The 15949-nt window shown below is 65.6% G+C and carries 16 protein-coding genes; 13 read left to right on the forward strand and 3 right to left on the reverse strand.

Translation table 11 applies throughout. The annotated features are described in order from the left end of the window. Positions 1–134: 134 nt before the first annotated feature. From AC6LKD_RS21915 to mpl, 3 genes are all read right to left on the reverse strand, one after another. A complete protein-coding gene (locus AC6LKD_RS21915; RefSeq protein ID WP_013391372.1) occupies positions 135–2039 on the reverse strand; it encodes a ribonuclease catalytic domain-containing protein in 1905 nt (634 codons plus the stop codon). A gap of 73 nt (positions 2040–2112) precedes the next feature. Further along, on the reverse strand, positions 2113–2715 hold the full coding sequence (locus AC6LKD_RS21920) for a YqiA/YcfP family alpha/beta fold hydrolase (RefSeq protein WP_492276900.1): 603 nt from the start codon (positions 2713–2715) through the stop codon (positions 2113–2115). A gap of 29 nt (positions 2716–2744) precedes the next feature. Continuing rightward, on the reverse strand, positions 2745–4115 hold the full coding sequence (gene mpl / locus AC6LKD_RS21925; protein WP_498117437.1) for a UDP-N-acetylmuramate:L-alanyl-gamma-D-glutamyl-meso-diaminopimelate ligase: 1371 nt from the start codon (positions 4113–4115) through the stop codon (positions 2745–2747). A 92-nt stretch (positions 4116–4207) separates the two neighbouring features. On the opposite strand from mpl, the gene AC6LKD_RS21930 reads away from it, so the two are divergent. The 13 genes from AC6LKD_RS21930 (at position 4208) to AC6LKD_RS21990 (ending at position 15920) form a co-directional block, all read left to right on the forward strand. Next, positions 4208–4741 carry a TlpA family protein disulfide reductase gene (locus AC6LKD_RS21930; RefSeq protein ID WP_013391375.1) on the forward strand — a complete coding sequence of 178 codons (534 nt, stop codon included), beginning with the start codon at positions 4208–4210 and terminating at the stop codon, positions 4739–4741. Between the two features lie 89 nt (positions 4742–4830). Continuing rightward, positions 4831–5265 carry a type II 3-dehydroquinate dehydratase gene (aroQ, locus tag AC6LKD_RS21935; RefSeq protein WP_013391376.1) on the forward strand — a complete coding sequence of 145 codons (435 nt, stop codon included), beginning with the start codon at positions 4831–4833 and terminating at the stop codon, positions 5263–5265. 87 nt (positions 5266–5352) lie between these two features. Next, positions 5353–5808 (forward strand): acetyl-CoA carboxylase biotin carboxyl carrier protein, encoded by a 456-nt coding sequence (gene accB / locus AC6LKD_RS21940; protein WP_013391377.1) that lies wholly within the window; start codon positions 5353–5355, stop codon positions 5806–5808. A gap of 9 nt (positions 5809–5817) precedes the next feature. Continuing rightward, positions 5818–7164: an acetyl-CoA carboxylase biotin carboxylase subunit gene (gene accC / locus AC6LKD_RS21945; RefSeq protein WP_498117439.1), complete on the forward strand. Its 1347-nt coding sequence runs from the start codon at positions 5818–5820 to the stop codon at positions 7162–7164. Between the two features lie 104 nt (positions 7165–7268). After that, positions 7269–8198 carry a 50S ribosomal protein L11 methyltransferase gene (prmA, locus tag AC6LKD_RS21950; RefSeq protein ID WP_207471042.1) on the forward strand — a complete coding sequence of 310 codons (930 nt, stop codon included), beginning with the start codon at positions 7269–7271 and terminating at the stop codon, positions 8196–8198. 22 nt (positions 8199–8220) lie between these two features. Continuing rightward, the gene (locus AC6LKD_RS21955) at positions 8221–9642 is read left to right on the forward strand and encodes a DUF3426 domain-containing protein (RefSeq protein ID WP_498117441.1); all 1422 of its coding nucleotides are present in this window, start codon (positions 8221–8223) and stop codon (positions 9640–9642) included. A gap of 12 nt (positions 9643–9654) precedes the next feature. Beyond that, positions 9655–10596 (forward strand): carbohydrate kinase family protein, encoded by a 942-nt coding sequence (locus tag AC6LKD_RS21960; protein ID WP_013391381.1) that lies wholly within the window; start codon positions 9655–9657, stop codon positions 10594–10596. A 195-nt stretch (positions 10597–10791) separates the two neighbouring features. After that, on the forward strand, positions 10792–11295 hold the full coding sequence (locus AC6LKD_RS21965) for an outer membrane lipoprotein (protein ID WP_013391382.1): 504 nt from the start codon (positions 10792–10794) through the stop codon (positions 11293–11295). Between the two features lie 417 nt (positions 11296–11712). Then, positions 11713–11952 (forward strand): acyl carrier protein, encoded by a 240-nt coding sequence (locus tag AC6LKD_RS21970; protein ID WP_006226661.1) that lies wholly within the window; start codon positions 11713–11715, stop codon positions 11950–11952. Beyond that, the gene (locus AC6LKD_RS21975; protein ID WP_498117443.1) at positions 11930–13117 is read left to right on the forward strand and encodes a D-alanyl-lipoteichoic acid biosynthesis protein DltD; all 1188 of its coding nucleotides are present in this window, start codon (positions 11930–11932) and stop codon (positions 13115–13117) included. Before AC6LKD_RS21970 ends, AC6LKD_RS21975 begins: the two co-directional genes overlap by 23 nt. Then, entirely contained in the window at positions 13114–13323 is a 210-nt protein-coding gene (locus AC6LKD_RS21980; protein WP_013391384.1) for a hypothetical protein, read from the forward strand. Before AC6LKD_RS21975 ends, AC6LKD_RS21980 begins: the two co-directional genes overlap by 4 nt. A 7-nt stretch (positions 13324–13330) precedes the next feature. Then, complete coding sequence (locus tag AC6LKD_RS21985) at positions 13331–14458, forward strand: MBOAT family O-acyltransferase (RefSeq protein WP_498117444.1); 1128 nt, start codon at positions 13331–13333, stop codon at positions 14456–14458. Between the two features lie 16 nt (positions 14459–14474). Further along, complete coding sequence (locus AC6LKD_RS21990; protein ID WP_498117445.1) at positions 14475–15920, forward strand: D-alanine--poly(phosphoribitol) ligase; 1446 nt, start codon at positions 14475–14477, stop codon at positions 15918–15920. The last annotated feature ends 29 nt before the right edge of the window (positions 15921–15949 follow it).

Raw genomic sequence — 15949 nt, forward strand, 5'->3', positions numbered from 1 at the left:
TTGGACGTACATCCAACTGAGCCGCTTGGGTTGACCTGCCTCCAGAATTTCTCTCCAGGAATTCGACAGCAGATCAGCGGAGGGACCTACTTGGCCCTCCTTGGCTGATCTCAACTGTCCCTGAGAAGAAAACCTTACTCCTGCCCACCCACAGCAGGACTAATCTCCCCGATATACCGGCAATCCAGCTCCAGAGACAACTCATCCATCCCCAGAATATCGATCTCCACCGCAGTCCCCCGTTCCAGCTCCGGCATCCCTCCCACGCGAGTCACCAGCGGCGCGTTCGCGAACCGCACCAGGTCATCGCGCAGCACGTGCGCCACGGTACGCGTCACGTTGTGCTGCTTCAGCCAGCGCAGGCACCAGTAGCGCTCCATCGCGCTCTGGAACTCCGCCCAGGCCGCGTATTGCGCGTCGAAGGCGCCGATGATGGCGAACAGGTCCGCGTCGCGCGGCTTGAACGGGGCGACCAGGCGGGCGGATACGCCGTGCTCGACTGCTGCGATCAGCTGCCACTGGTTGACCAGGTCCACGTAGCGGCGCAGCGGCGAGGTGCTCCAGGCGTATTGCGGCACCCCGATGGCCTCGTGCGGCAAGGCCTGGGTGCTCATGCGCACGCGGCCCGCCTGTTGCGAGCGGTAGATGCCCGGCACGCCATGCTGGTGCAGCAGGCCGCCCCAGAGGTTGTTCGCCAGGATCATGTATTCCGCCACCATGCGGTCCAACGGCGCGTTGCGCTGGCGCGGCACCAGGCGCACCGGCGTGTCGGGATCGTCGGGGTTGCCATCCAGGTAGAAGCTGTACTCCACCCGGGAATTGTTCTCCGGCTTGCCGCGCACGTTTTCGCGTTGCGCCGACAGGGCCTGCGCCAGCTTCCACAGCGGGCGCAGCCAGTGGCCGTAGGGAAGGTCGGCCGACGGATCGGACAGGCTGGCTTCCGTGACCTGAGCGTCCAGCATGTTGTGGCGCAGGTTCTCGCGCACCACGATACGTTCCAGGCGGGTTTCCGATTCGATGATTTCGCCGGTTTCCGGATCGGCCACGACGTACAGGGACAGCGCCGGCACTTCGCGGCCGGCGTCCAGCGAGAACGCCTGGATGATGCTGTCCGGCTGCATCGGGATCTTGTCGCCCGGCATGTAGACGGTGGACAGGCGGGCGCGCGCCAGCTTGTCGAAATCGCTGTCGCGGGTCACGGTGATGCCCGGCGCCGCCACGTGCACGCCGACGCGCAGACGGCCGTCGGGCAGGGTGGAGACGGACAGGGCGTCGTCGATTTCGGTGGTGGTGACGTCGTCCACCGAATAGATTTCGGCGTCGGACAGCGGCAGCTCGCGGTCGATGGGCGGCAGTTCCAGGTCCGGGAATGCCAGTCCGCGAGGGAAATTCACCGCCAGGAAGCGGCGCTTGTGCAGCGCCAGCGCGTGCGGCCAGGCGCCCAGTTCCAGCAGCAGGCGGTCGGGGCTCTTGCCCAGCTTGGCGCAGGCGGCGTCCAGCGCCTTCCATTGCTGCGAATTCTTGTCGGGGCGGATCAGGAGCGATTCCGCGGCCTGGGCGATGGGCTCGGGCAGGCGCCCCGCGGCCATTTCGTCCACCCATTCCTGCTGCTGCTCGGCCTGGCGCTGTTTCTTTTCCAGAGCGGCCAGGGCGGCGGCCAGAATGTCGGGTGGAGCGGGGCGGTAGCTCCCCTTGCCGCGGCGGTGGAAATAGGCCGGCGCGCCGTGCAGGCGCATCAAGAGGGCGGCCTGTTCCACGGGCGTGGGGGCGTGGCCGAAGTAGTCGGCGGCCAGGGCGGGAGAGTCGAATTCTTCCTGCGGCGCGCATTCCCACAGGAACTGCAGGTCCAGCGTTTCGGCGGTCGCGGCCGCCTGGCTCATCAGCGCGGCCGGTTCGGGCGCCGCGAAGGTGAACAAGGTATTGGCGCGCTTGATCTTGCTGCGCTTGCCGGATTCCGATTCCACCTGCAGGCTGGCATCGGTCTCGGACAGGATATTGCCGGCCTTGAAGCTGCCGTCGTCTTCGTAAAACACATACATGGTGGGGATCGTCCTGGGCGGCACGCATGCGCCGCCTTGCGCAGCTTTATAGAGTGTTGATGTTTGATACTGATTATTGGGGGCGAACCTGCTTGTCGCCAAGGGCGAATTCAAGCACTTCGGGCATCCATTCCGCAAAATCGGACAAACCGTGGTCGCTGCCTTGCACGATGCGCTGGCGGCAGCCCGCGTAGCGGTCGCGCATTTCGCGCCAATCCAGCACCTCGTCGCCGGTGGCTGCCAACAGGAAGTAGCGGTCGGGCTGGGTGACGCGTGGGGCGTGGATGGCGGCCAGTTCGTCCACGTACTCGGGCAGGAAGACGAACGGCGCGTCGGAATGATACATGCGGTGTTCGCCGATCTGGGTGGCGAGGTCGCGGGCGGCCTCGACCGCCGGATTCAGCAACACTGCCTTGCAGCCCAGCTGTTCGGCCAGCCAGGTGGCATAGAAGCCGCCCAGCGAAGAGCCGATCACGGTCAGCGCCCGGGGCGAGTCCGCCCCTTCCAACTGGCGCCGGGCGATGCCCATGGCCAGAGCGATGGCTTCGCGCGGGCTGGCGGGCAGTTGAGGGCAGGCCCAGGCCGCCGACAGGCCGCGCTCGGCCATGGCGTCGGCCATCATCCGGGCCTTGAGTGAGGTCGGCGAGGAACGGAAACCGTGCAGATAAAGAATCATGGCTCGCCTTTGCGGTGTCGTTGCCGGAATCAGGCGCGCGCCTGCAGGGCGTCCAGCAGCTTGCCGTGCACGCCGCCGAAACCGCCGTTGCTCATGACCAGAACCTGGTCGCCCGGGCGGGCGGCGCCCGCCACGGCGGCAACCAGCGCGCCGATGTCATCGTAGCTGGAAGCGCGGTCGCCCAGGGGCGCCAGCACTTCGGCCGGATTCCAGCCCAGGGCGTGCTTGCCGGCATGGGCGCCGAAGCAGAACACCAGGTCGGCGTCGGCCAGGGCCTCGGGCAGGCGGGCAGCCATGGTGCCCAGCTTCATGGTGTTGGAGCGCGGCTCCAGCACCGCCAGGATGCGGGCCGCGCCGACCTGGCGGCGCAGGCCTTCCAGGGTGGTGGCGATGGCCGTGGGGTGGTGCGCGAAGTCGTCGTAGACCTTGACGCCGTTGACCGTGCCGCGCAATTCCATGCGGCGTTTCACGCCCGCAAAGCGGGTCAGGGCATCGATGCCTTGCGCCGCCGGCACGCCCACATGTTCGGCGGCGGCCAGCGCCGCCAGCGCGTTCATGCGGTTGTGCTCGCCGCTCAGGTTCCAGCGCACGGTGCCAGCGGTCACGCCGCCGCGCAGCACGCTGAACGCGCCCTCGGCGTCCGGCGCCGTCGCCTGCCAGGCGCCATCGGCGCCGAACGTGACGGTTTCGGACCAGCATCCGCGCGCAATCACGCGGTCCAGCGCGGCGCAGTGTGCCGGGCGCACGATGCGGCCCGAGCCGGGTATGGTGCGGACCAGGTGGTGGAACTGGGTTTCGATCGCGGCCAGATCGGGGAAGATGTCGGCGTGATCGTATTCAAGATTATTCAGGATGGCCGTGCGCGGGCGGTAATGGACGAACTTCGAACGCTTGTCGAAGAAAGCGGTGTCGTATTCGTCCGCCTCGATCACGAAGGGACGGCGCGACGGGTCGAAGCGCGCTGACACATGCAGGTCCTGCGCCACGCCGCCGATCAAGAAGTTGGGCGCCATGCCCGCGGCTTCCAGTACCCAGGCCAGCATCGAACTGGTGGTGGTCTTGCCGTGGGTACCCGCCACCGCCAGCACGTGCTGGCCGGGCAGGATGTTGTCGCCCAGCCATTGCGGGCCGGACACGTAGCGCGCGCCGGATTCCAGGATGGCCTCCATCAGCGGATTGCCGCGGCTGACCACGTTGCCGATCACGTACAGATCGGGCTTGAGCGCCAGTTGTTCGGCGCCGAAACCTTCGATCAGCTCGATTCCTTGCTCGGACAGTTGCGTGCTCATGGGCGGGTACACGCCCGCGTCGCAACCGGTGACCTTGTGGCCGGCGGCGCGCGCGATCAGCGCCAAGCCGCCCATGAACGTACCGCAGATGCCAAGAATATGCAGGTGCATTGAAAACTCTCCTGTCCTGCATTGTATATATAGAGAGGCGCCGGACTGCGGCGGGCGCGGCGCGAAACGGCGGCAGCGGTTATGATCGCGCCATGAATCGACGCCTACTTCTTTCCGCCGGCGTGGCCATAGCCGCCACGGTTGCGGGCGGCTATACCCTGATGGGCCGCAAGACCTCGACGCCCTCGGCCCCGGCCGACGCCGGCGATCCCGTCGCCGGCCTGATGCAGATGCCGCTCCCCGACCTGAACGGGGCGTCCCATACCCTGGCAGGCTGGAAAGGCCAGCCCATCGTGGTCAATTTCTGGGCAACCTGGTGCGCGCCATGCGTCCGAGAAATGCCCGAACTCGACGCCTTGCAGAAAAAATACCCGCATGTGCGATTTGTCGGCATTGGTGTCGATTCGGCCGCGAACATGCAAAAATTTGTCGAGAAAGTACAGGTTTCCTATCCCCTCTGGGTAATAGGCGCAGGTGCCATCGACACTCTGCGTAAGCTGGGAAATCCCAGCGGAGGCCTGCCTTTTACTATTGTTTTCAATGCAGATGGCGGTATTAACCGGAAGATATTGGGTGAAATCCAACCCGATGATCTGGACCGCACCCTGTCTGGTTTAAAGGCGTAAGTCTGTTGGACAAATAGTAGGAATTGGCGTAAAAAGCTGGTTTATCGGCTGTTTTGCCAACAATTGGCAAACCACTCATTGGCAAGCGCATGGCGCAAAACATACTGGTATTGCATGGCCCGAACCTGAACCTGCTCGGCACCCGGGAACCTCACATCTACGGCAGCCTCACGCTGCAACAGATCAACGAGGGCCTGGAGTTGCTCGCAGGAGAATTGGGCGCCACGCTGACAGCGTGGCAAGGCAATCACGAAGGCGCACTGGTTGACCGCATTCAGGCGGCCCGGCAAGACGGCACGGACTTCATCATCATCAACGCGGCGGCTTATACGCACACCAGCGTCGCAATTCGCGATGCGCTGGCTGGGGTCGCGATCCCATTTATTGAAGTACATTTGTCCAATCTGTATAAGCGAGAGCCCTTCAGGCATCACTCTTATCTGTCCGACTTGGCGGTAGGCCTCATCAGCGGCCTGGGCGCGGACGGCTACGAGGCGGCTCTGCGTTACGCAGTGCGGCACTGATCTCGCACCAAACCACAGCATTTACATCTTATACGGCGCGGACCCGACGCTGGGACGTCGCCGACACTATCTCGGGAAGCAGCTTCTATGGACCTCCGAAAACTCAAAACCCTGATCGACCTGGTGGCTGAATCGGGCATCGCCGAGCTGGAAATCACCGAAGGCGAAGGCAAGGTGAGGATCGTCAAGTTCTCGCAGACCTTGCAGCCGGTCGCCTACCACCACCCCGAAGCCGGCGTGCCGGCCGCGCCGGCGGCCCAGGCCGTGGCTCCAGCCGCACCCGCCGCGGAAGCCGCGCCGGTGATTCAGGGCCATGTCGTCAAGGCCCCCATGGTCGGCACGTTCTACCGCGCGCCGAACCCGGGTGCGGCGCCGTTCATCGACGTCGGCGCCACCGTCAAGGAAGGCGACCCGCTGTGCATCATTGAAGCCATGAAGCTGCTCAATGAGATCGAAGCCGACAAGTCCGGCGTCATCAAAGAAATCCTGGTCGAAAACGGCGAGCCCGTCGAGTACGGTCAACCCCTGTTCGTCATTGGCTGATAGCTGAAAATGTTCGAAAAAATCCTGATCGCCAATCGGGGCGAAATCGCCCTGCGCATTCAGCGCGCTTGCCGCGAGCTGGGCATCAAGACCGTGGTCGTGCACTCCGAGGCTGACCGCGAAGCCAAGTACGTGCGCCTGGCCGATGAATCTGTGTGCATCGGGCCCGCGCCGTCGCGTGAAAGCTACCTGAACATGCCGGCCATCATTTCGGCGGCCGAAGTCACGGATTCCGAGGCAATCCACCCGGGTTACGGGTTCTTGTCCGAAAATGCCGACTTCGCCGATCGCGTCGAAAAGAGCGGCTTCGTCTTCATCGGTCCGCGTCCGGACACTATTCGCCTGATGGGCGACAAGGTCAGCGCCAAGCGCGCCATGATCGAAGCCGGCGTGCCGGTGGTGCCGGGTTCGGAAGGCGCGTTGCCCGACGATGCGCAGGAAATCATCCGCATTGCGCGCGAAGTCGGCTATCCGGTCATCATCAAGGCGGCAGGCGGCGGCGGTGGCCGCGGCATGCGCGTGGTGTACACCGAGGCCGCGCTGCTGAACGCCGTCACGATGACGCGCTCGGAAGCGGGCGCCGCGTTCAACAACCCGGAAGTCTATATGGAGAAGTTCCTCGAGAACCCGCGCCATATCGAAATCCAGGTGCTGGCCGATGGCGGCCGCAACGCCGTCTGGCTGGGCGAGCGCGACTGCTCCATGCAGCGCCGCCACCAGAAAGTCATCGAAGAGGCGCCCGCGCCTGGCGTCGCGCGCCGGCTGATCGAGCGCATCGGCGACCGTTGCGCCGACGCCTGCCGCAAGATGGGCTACCGCGGCGCGGGCACGTTCGAGTTCCTGTATGAAAACGGCGAGTTCTATTTCATCGAAATGAACACCCGCATCCAGGTCGAACACCCGGTCACCGAACTGATCACCGGCATCGATCTGGTTCAGCAGCAGATCCTGATCGCCGCCGGCGAAAAGTTCACGCTGCGCCAGCGCGACATCGAATTCAAGGGCCACGCGATCGAATGCCGCATCAACGCGGAAGATCCGTTCCGCTTCGTGCCCAGCCCGGGGCGCATCACCAACTGGCACACACCGGGCGGCCCGGGCGTGCGTATCGATTCGCATGCGTTCAACGGCTATTTCGTGCCGCCGAACTACGATTCGATGATCGCCAAGGTCATCACCTACGGCGATACGCGCGACCAGGCGCTGGCCCGTATGCGCACCGCGTTGTCGGAAATGGTGGTGGAAGGCATTTCCACCAACATCCCGCTGCATCGCGAAATGCTGCAGGACGCCCGCTTCATTGAAGGCGGCACCAGCATCCATTACCTGGAACACAAGTTGGCTCAGCGTCCCTGACCGCGATCCGGGGGCTTTCCGCTCCCGGGCCGCTCCTGTTTTTGTTTTACGGTCAACGGGCCGCGGCGCAAGCCGCGGCCCGTTGACCAGATGGAAGAATCATCATGCGTGAACTCGTGCTCCATTGCCTGGAGGCGCAGGCCGAAGCCCTCTCGGACGCTCTGCTGGAAGCAGGCGTGCTGTCGGTATCCGTCGAAGATGCCGACCTGGGCACCGACGACGAGCGTCCTTTGTTCGGCGAACCGGGCACCGAGCCCGACGTGCAGGCCTGGGACCGCAACCGCGTTGTCGCGCTGCTGCCCGACGGGGCCGATCCCGCGCAGATCATGGAAGAGGCCGCCGCGGCCGGTGAACTGGACCCCGCCGTGTTCGAGGGCTGGAGCCTGCGCGACGTGCCCGACGCCGACTGGGTGCGACTGACGCAGTCGCAGTTCGGCCCCATCCATATCGCCGAACGCCTATGGATCGTGCCCAGCTGGCATCGTGACAATCCCGATGTGCCGGCGTTCGAGCCGGATGCCGCCACCCAGGAGGGCGCGATCCACATCGAGCTGGATCCGGGCCTGGCATTCGGTACCGGCAGCCATCCCACGACCCATCTGTGCCTGGCCTGGCTGGAAGCCGAATTGCCGGCGGGCGCCACGCTGCTGGATTACGGCTGCGGCTCGGGCATCCTGGCGATCGCCGCGCGCAAGTTGGGCGCGGGTCCGACCCAGGCGGTGGATATCGACGCCCAGGCGGTGCAGAGCACGATTTTCAATGCCGAGGTCAACCACGTCGACCTGCAAGCCATGCTGCCCGACGCGCTGGCCGAAGGCACCTTCGAAGTGGTGGTGGCCAACATCCTGTCCAACCCTCTGAAGGTGTTGGCGCCCATGTTGGCCGGACGCGTCGCCGCGGGCGGCCATCTGGTGCTGTCCGGCGTGCTGGAGCGGCAGGCTGAGGAAGTGGCCGCCGCCTACGCGCCCTGGATCGCGATGTCAGTCTGGCGGGCGCGCGACGGCTGGGTGTGCCTGCACGGCCAGAAGGCCTGAGCGCCGCCGGCAGGATAGTGCCATGGCCCTGACCACCCGCTGCCCGCAGTGCGGCACCACCTTCAAGGTGGTGCCCGACCAGTTGCGGGTCCGTAATGGCCTGGTGCGCTGCGGCGCCTGCTCGACCGTGTTCGACGGGCGCGCCTGCCTGCTGCCGGCCGCGGGCGCGACGCCGCAATCCGTGCCGCCCGCTGCGCCGGCGATGCCGTTGACGCCGGCCGCCAGCCAGGCCGCGCCGGTCCTGGCGACGCCCGCAGCTCCCGTCGCGCCGCAAGCTTCGCTTGCGCCGCAGCCACCCGCCGCACCGCCGTTCCAGACCGCGCGGCCGGCTCCGCCTCCCGCGCCAGCGGCAGATTTTTCACAGACCGCGCCGTGGGACGATGAACCGGAACCCGCGCGCGCGCCCATGGCGCCGCCTTACCGTGCGCCAGAGGGTCCACCCGCCGTGCTGCGCGGCCGCGACGACATCCGGCGGCGTGCGGAGCCTGTGCACGACGCGCACGAACGCGAGCAGGACGAAGACGACGATCTGGCCGATGACCTGGTCGATGACTGGGCCGAAGGCCCCGCGCAGCACCGCGCCGCTCATCGTCCGGCCGACGACGTTCCCGCGCAGGACGAAAATCCGCCGCGCTGGACCGTCCCCGCGACGACGCAGCCCGCCTATCGCCCCGATGCCGTCTCGCGCGGCGCGCATGCGGAGCCGGCCTTCACCATCGGCCGTGCTCGCGCCGACGTGCGCGACGAAGAGCGCGACGACGAATACGACAACGAGTACGCCGACGAGCACCAGGACCACGAGCGCGACGACTACAGCGACCATCACGGCCCGGACCGCGACGAATCCGGCGAACCGGTGCTGGGCGACACGCGCACGCGCTATTCCAGCGCCACCGACGTGGGCCGCGCGCCGCCTGAATTCCTCGACCAGGACCGCGAGGAGCGTCATGGTCTGTTGCGCAAGCTGTGGGGCTACGCTTGCCTGATCGGACTGATCGCGCTGGGCCTGCAACTGGTGTACGTGTATCGCACCGATATCGCCAATTCAGTGCCCCTTCTGCGGCCGGTGCTGGAGACCGCGTGCCAGCCGCTGGGCTGCACCGTGGGCTATGCGCGCCGCCTGGAACTCATCCACATTACCTCCTCGTCGCTGCAGCCGCCGACCGGCGCAGCGGCGATCGATGATGGACGCAGCCGCCTGGTGCTGACGGTGGTGATGCGCAACCGTCATGACAAGCCGCAGCACTGGCCCGCTCTGGTGCTGGATTTGAATGATCTGTCGGATACGGTGGTGGTGCGCCGCGCGCTCAAGCCCGAGGATTATCTGACGCCCGAGCAGTTGCGCGGTCCTTTCGCGCCCCAGGCCGAATTGAAGATTTCCGTGCCGATTGAAGTGACTGGCGTCCAGGTCAATGGCTTTCAACTCAATAAATTCTTTCCTTAAGGGATGACTAGCATGGCAACCCCAGTCCTGGTTTGCGGTTCGATGGCGTTCGACACCATCGCGGTGTTTGAAGGGCGTTTCAAGGAGCACATTCTTGCCGACCGTATCCAGTCGCTGAGCGTGTCGTTCCTGGTGCCCAGCATGCGCAAGGAATACGGCGGCTGCTCGGGCAATATCGCCTACAGCATGAATCTGCTGGGCGGCAAACCCGTGCCCGTGGCGACCGTGGGCGAAGATGCGGGCGAGTACATGGAGCGCATGGCCGGGCTGGGCATCGACGTCAGCCGCGTCAAGGTGATTCCGGACACGTTTACCGCGCAGTGCTTCATCACCACCGACCTGGACGACAACCAGATCACGGCTTTCCACCCCGGCGCCATGGCGCACGCGGCGGAAAATGACTTGAGCGACGCCGACGCAGCCTGGGCCATCGTCGCGCCCGATGCCAAGGAAGGTATGTTCGCCCACGCCGAGCGCCTGCATAAGCGCGGCATCCCGTTCATCTTCGACCTGGGCCAGGCCATGCCGCTGTTCGACGGCGCGGACCTGGAGCGCATGCTCAAGCTGGCGCAGGCGCTGACGGTGAACGACTACGAAGCCGGCGTGGTGGAACAGCGCACGGGCCGCAGCATGGAAGACATCGCCCGCTCGCTGCAGGCCGTGGTGGTGACGCGCGGCGCGGAAGGCGCCACGCTCTTGACCGAGGGCAAGACCATCCAGATCGCGCCGGTGCGCGCGGCCCAGGTGGTGGACCCGACCGGCTGCGGCGACGCGCAGCGTGGCGGCCTGCTTTACGGCTTGACCAGCGGCTGGAACTGGGAAGACAGCTGCCGCCTGGGCAACGTCATGGGCGCCATCAAGATCGCTTCGCGCGGGCCGCAAAACCATGCTCCTTCGCGCGCCGAGATCGACGCCGTGCTGCACGCGACCTACGGCATCCACCTACCTGTTTGAACTCCTCGGGAACCCGGTAGTTGGGCCGCGGTCGAACCGTGGGAGAGGGGTGAAGGCGGCGAGTTCTAGCGCCTTTCCCAGCCGGGTTTTTCAGCTTCTGGCGGTGCGTTTCAGTGTGTTGCAGCATCGCTGGCCCCGATTCGGGGCCAGGGTATGATGAGTACATCGTCGGCAACGGCCGATCGAGGAGTCCAAATGAATCAAAGCAAAACTTTTTCCCTGGTGACGCCGCGCGCGGGGCGCTGGCTGGCGATCGCCGCCGTCGTGACCTCGATGGCGGTCCTGGGCGGCTGCGCCAATCGCAGCGCGTCCAGCGGCGTCTACAGCTATGACCAGGCGCAGCGCGAACAGATCGTCCGTACCGGCACGGTCACCGGCGTGCGTCCCATCGTGATCCAGAACGACAAGTCCAGCGGTGTCGGCATGGTGGCCGGCGGTGCGTTGGGCGGCGTGGCGGGCAACGCCATCGGCGGCGGCACCGGCCGCACCATCGCCACCGTGGGCGGCGTCATCCTGGGCGCGCTGGCGGGCAACGCCATCGAGAACCAGACCGGCAAGAACTCCGGCTACGAAATCACCGTGCGTCTGGACAACGGCGAAACCCGCGTCGTCGCGCAGGAAGCGGACGTGCCCATCAGCGTGGGCCAGCGTGTGCAGGTGATCAGCGGCTCCGGCCCGACCCGTGTTACGCCGATGTAAGTACTGGTCCAGCGCCGCTCGCGGCGCGATCAGACCAAGCCCCCGTCAGGGGGCTTTTTTATTGTCGACGCCTATGCGCCCATAACGGGGGCAGGGCTGAGTCAGCCCTGCAAGCGTAAGAATCTGTCGCTAAGCCGCAACGCGGTACCTGGGGAATTACCCGCGAACGTTACGTTTGCCAGCCTTTTCTCGCCATTTCCTCCATAAGTTCAATGGCGATTTGACGAGCGTGGTGCCATGATTGCGCCTGCGATCGACGTCGCATTGCGAAAATCATGTAACTGAGTGCATCTGAAACGTCGTTCGTTGGGGGGCTGAATGTTCAGCCCGGTTTCAGCCGTTTCTTTGTAATCTCGTCGTCCTGAATCCCGGGGCGGGGGATGTTTGGCCAACCAGGCCCGTAACGCCGCACTATCTATGCATACCGAGCAAGAACTCCACACCAAGATCGGCGAGATCGTCGAGTCGATCGTCATGAAGAAAGTCACCCCCGATACGCAATTGATTGCCACTGGCCTGGTCGATTCGCTCGCCGCCGTGGACATCACGCTGGCGGTCGAGTCGGAGTACGGCTGCAGCATCCCGGCTCCCGAGATCGCGGAGCACCTACAGTCGGTCCGCACGCTTGCCGGCTATGTCGCTGCCCATACTTCGTAATACCCGGCTGTTGTCTCACGTCGCGGCTGCCGCGACGGCGGTGGCTCTGGCGGTGGGTACGTATTGCGGCGCGGACGATTTGCTCAGCCGCGTCGTCAATCCCATGTCGGCGCCTTCGGTTTCCGCAGCCGCCAAGAGCAACTACCTGCCCAACCTGGGGCCGGACTGGGGCACCCAGCACGTCAACCTGAACCGCCTGGGCAACGCCCTGAGCGACGGCACGCTGGTCGTGCTGGGCTCGTCCGAGTTGTCCAGCCATGACCTGCGTTTCGTGCCTTACCGCTTCTTTCCCGAAGAGCTGAAGGTGCCGACGCTGGCCTATGGCCACGCCATGTTCCAGTCCTACGGCATCGTCAGCGTGCTGGAGTCGGTGGCGGATTCGCTCACGCCCAATACGCGGCTGGTGATCATGCTGTCGCCGGCCTGGTTTGCCTCGGGCGGCCAGTTGCCGCGCAGCGCGTTCGCCGAGCACGTCACCGGACCGGTCTGGGACCGGCTTTGGGACCAGCCCAGCACGCGCGAGCAGATGCAGACCTGGATCAGCGACAACGCCAACTGGGGCCTGCTGTGGCTCATCGCCAATGGCCAGGTCGCGGAGCTGAAGGACAAGCTGGCGCTCTGGTGGCATGCACGCAAGGAACCGGCGCCCGACCGTCCCCGCAGCAAGTTGTCCGTGCCCGCGCACCGCTACGTGTCCTGGCCGGCGGCCGCGCGCCTCGATCAGGGCCAGTGGGGCCGCCTGACGCATCAGGCGCGCGCGGTCGAGCAGGACCTGGGCGGGCACAATCCCTACGACGTGCGCGACGATTACTACAAGCAGTACCTGGCGCCGCTGTATTCGCCGGCCCGCAACGAATTCGCCGACGTCGATCCGATCACGCGCGCGGAACTCGGCGATCTGTCACGCGTGATGGCCCTGCTGCAGAAGCGTAAGGTTCACGCCTACTTCGTCATCCAGCCCTTCAATCCCAAGCTCATCCTGGACGTGGAACGCTTCGATCCAGTGGTGGCCGCCATCACCGGCATGTGCGAGCGCTATCGGATGGGCTGCCTGGATCTCTACAGCATCCCGTTCGAGCCGGGCATGCTGCGCGACGACATGCATCTGGCCGAACTCGGCTGGGCCATGGCCGATCAAGGCATTGCGGAGTACTTTTCCCGATGAACAAGACTCTTCCCGCGGCCGCGCCTGAAGCCGGCCGTGCCGACGACGCGCAGGATTCTCGCAAGGCGGCTGCCGCCTGGGGGCGCCGCTTCTTCTGGCATCTGTGCCTGTATATCGGCTTGATCCTGGTGTTCGTGCTGCAGGCGCAGCCCACCACGGGCAGCGGCGGGCCGATAAAGGTCGAATTCCAATACCAACAGTTCTGAGCCCGCCATGGAATTGTTTGCAAGCTTGAGCTTTTTCGGCGGCGCCCTGTGCGGCGGCCTGGGCCTGCTGGCCTACCGCTCCTTCGGCATGCCGTTCCGCATCGGCTATCGCCACATCATCGGCGTGATCTGCCTGGGGGTGTGGATGGCGGTGTTCTGGGCGCGTCCCTACCAGCCCATCGCCTTGCTCGCCATTTCGGGCGGCGCGCTGTGGGCCATGCGCCGCAACTACATCCCCACCTGGCTGGCCGTGATCATCACCATGACGCCGCTGCTGCTGGTGAAGACGGGCGTTTCGCACCTGGGCGCCATGCTGGGGCTGTCCTTCGCCACGTTCCGCGCCATCGACGTGCTGCTGTTCGCGCAACGCAATGAACGCGTGTCGCCGCTGGACTACTTCATCTACCTGTTCTTTCCGCTGACGCTCCTGGCCGGTCCGATGTACCGCTGGCGCAATTTCCAGGCGGACCTCAAGCGCGGCTATGAAGGCGTGAACCTGAACACCTGGCTCAGCGGCCTGGAGCTCATCATGCTGGGCGTGATCCAGAAGTTCGGCGTGGCCGAACTGATCTGGCGCTACGGCCTGGCGACGCTGGACGCGCACGACTACTCCTTCACCGGGGTGGCGCTCAACGCCTCGCTCTACAGCGCTTATCTGTTCTTCGACTTTGCCGGCTATTCCACGATGGCGATTGGCATCGGCATGCTGTTCGGCTTCACCTTGCCGATCAATTTCCGCAATCCCCTGGCCACACTCAACCCGCAGGACTTCTGGCGCCGCTGGCACATCAGCCTGTCGGAGTGGCTGCGCGACGTGGTGTTCATGCCCATCTATAAGGCGCTGAGCAAGACCAAGTTCTTCGGACGCCATCGCATGGCGGCGCAGAACATCGGCATCTTCGCGACTTTGCTGGCCATGGGCGTCTGGAACGGCCTGTCGCTGCACTACATCGTCAGCGGGCTTATGTTCGGCGCGTATTCGGTGGGCCACAACCTGCTGATCAACGCCGCCCGCACCCGTCCGGCCCTGCAGGCCGCGCTGGCGCAACCCGTCATGCGCTTTCTCGGGCGCGTGTTCACCCTGATTCTTGCTGCGCTGGCGCTTTACGTGTTCAGTGGCCGCAGCCCCATCTGACGCCGGGAGTTTCGGCATGCGTTTCGATCTGAAGTCTTTCCAGTTCACTGATGGCGAGCGCGCGCCCGATGCGCCGGCTGTCGTCGCCGCCGACCGCAGCCTGAGCTGGGCGCAACTGCGCGACGAGGCCGGCGCCTGGGCTGAAGCGGCGCGCAGGCATGGCGTGGCGCCGGACGTGCCGGTGGCCATCTACGGGCACAAGGAAGCGTCCTTCTTCGTCGCCATGGTCGGCGCCCTGCTGATCGGGGCGCCGTTCGTGCCGGTGGACACGATCTATCCGCAGGAGCGCCTGCGCCGCATCGTCGAGATCGTGCGCGCCGCCGCCGTGTTCGATGCCGCCAGCGGCAGCTTCACGCCGGGCGAGGGCGCCATGCTGGCCGAGCGCGGCCTGGCTTACGTCATGTTCACGTCCGGCAGCACGGGCGATCCGAAGGGCGTGCAGATCGGCCGTGAAAGCGTCGGCCTGCTGGGTGACTGGATGCTGGGCAGCTTCGGCTTGGGCGAGGCGCCCGTGTTCATGAACCAGGCGCCGTTCAGCTTCGACCTGTCCATGTACGAAGTGTTCGCCACCCTGGCCGCAGGAGGCTGCTGCGTGCTGAATGCGCGTGAGCAGATCGCCGCGCCGGCAGCCTGGATGGCGCGCCTGGCCGAACACGGCGTTACCGCCTGGGTGTCTACGCCGTCATTCGCGCACCAGCAACTCGCCAACCGCGATTTCTCGCCAGCCGCCTTGCCCACGCTGCGCACCTTCTTGTTCTGTGGCGAACCGCTACCGTCGGCGCTGGCCAAGAAACTGCGCCAGCGCTTCCCGGAGGCCGTCATTCTGAATACCTACGGCCCCACGGAAGCGACCGTGGCGACCACCTGGATCGAGGTCACCGACGCGGTCCTGGCCGCGCACGATCCGCTGCCGGTGGGGCATGCCAAGCCCGACAGTGTGCTGATCGTGGACGAAGGCGAGATCTGCATCGTGGGCGACCACGTCATGCGCGGCTATCTGAACCGCCCCGACCTGAACCAGGCCAAGCTCTACATCTACGCCGACGGCCGCCGCGCTTTTCGCACGGGGGACCTGGGCCAGATGGAGGGCGACGGCCTGCTGTTCTGCCGCGGCCGCATGGACGACCAGATCAAGCTGAACGGCTATCGCATCGAATTGGCCGAGATCGATGAAGCGCTGCACGGCCTGCCAGGCGTGGAGGGCGGCGCCTGCGCGGTGCTGCGCAGGCCCGACGGCACGGCGGTGCGATTGATCGGATTCGTGGCGGGGGTGGAGGCCGGGCAGGCGCCGTGCATGCTGGCGCCGGACGCGTTGGCGGGCTGGAAGGAGCGGCTGGCGCAGCGTCTGCCGCCTTACATGGTGCCGTCCGAGCTGGTGGCTTGTCCGGCACTTCCCATGTCGAACAACCACAAGATCGACCGCAAGAAGCTGGTCGAGATCTACGCCGGCATTCCGGCGTAAGCGCTTGCGGGGCCGCGTGCGGCCCCGCT

Source organism: Achromobacter sp. D7-1 (assembly GCF_059760445.1).

Coding starts and splice junctions, on each gene's coding strand:
- AC6LKD_RS21960 (WP_013391381.1), top strand. CDS start 9,655: ATGGCAACCCCAGTCCTGGTTTGCGGTTCGATGGCGTTCGACACCATC.
- AC6LKD_RS21975 (WP_498117443.1), top strand. CDS start 11,930: ATGTCGCTGCCCATACTTCGTAATACCCGGCTGTTGTCTCACGTCGCG.
- AC6LKD_RS21980 (WP_013391384.1), top strand. CDS start 13,114: ATGAACAAGACTCTTCCCGCGGCCGCGCCTGAAGCCGGCCGTGCCGAC.
- AC6LKD_RS21965 (WP_013391382.1), top strand. CDS start 10,792: ATGAATCAAAGCAAAACTTTTTCCCTGGTGACGCCGCGCGCGGGGCGC.
- accB (WP_013391377.1), top strand. CDS start 5,353: ATGGACCTCCGAAAACTCAAAACCCTGATCGACCTGGTGGCTGAATCG.
- AC6LKD_RS21920 (WP_492276900.1), bottom strand. CDS start 2,715: ATGATTCTTTATCTGCACGGTTTCCGTTCCTCGCCGACCTCACTCAAG.
- AC6LKD_RS21915 (WP_013391372.1), bottom strand. CDS start 2,039: ATGTATGTGTTTTACGAAGACGACGGCAGCTTCAAGGCCGGCAATATC.
- AC6LKD_RS21985 (WP_498117444.1), top strand. CDS start 13,331: ATGGAATTGTTTGCAAGCTTGAGCTTTTTCGGCGGCGCCCTGTGCGGC.
- aroQ (WP_013391376.1), top strand. CDS start 4,831: ATGGCGCAAAACATACTGGTATTGCATGGCCCGAACCTGAACCTGCTC.
- accC (WP_498117439.1), top strand. CDS start 5,818: ATGTTCGAAAAAATCCTGATCGCCAATCGGGGCGAAATCGCCCTGCGC.
- AC6LKD_RS21970 (WP_006226661.1), top strand. CDS start 11,713: ATGCATACCGAGCAAGAACTCCACACCAAGATCGGCGAGATCGTCGAG.
- AC6LKD_RS21930 (WP_013391375.1), top strand. CDS start 4,208: ATGAATCGACGCCTACTTCTTTCCGCCGGCGTGGCCATAGCCGCCACG.
- prmA (WP_207471042.1), top strand. CDS start 7,269: ATGCGTGAACTCGTGCTCCATTGCCTGGAGGCGCAGGCCGAAGCCCTC.
- AC6LKD_RS21990 (WP_498117445.1), top strand. CDS start 14,475: ATGCGTTTCGATCTGAAGTCTTTCCAGTTCACTGATGGCGAGCGCGCG.
- AC6LKD_RS21955 (WP_498117441.1), top strand. CDS start 8,221: ATGGCCCTGACCACCCGCTGCCCGCAGTGCGGCACCACCTTCAAGGTG.
- mpl (WP_498117437.1), bottom strand. CDS start 4,115: ATGCACCTGCATATTCTTGGCATCTGCGGTACGTTCATGGGCGGCTTG.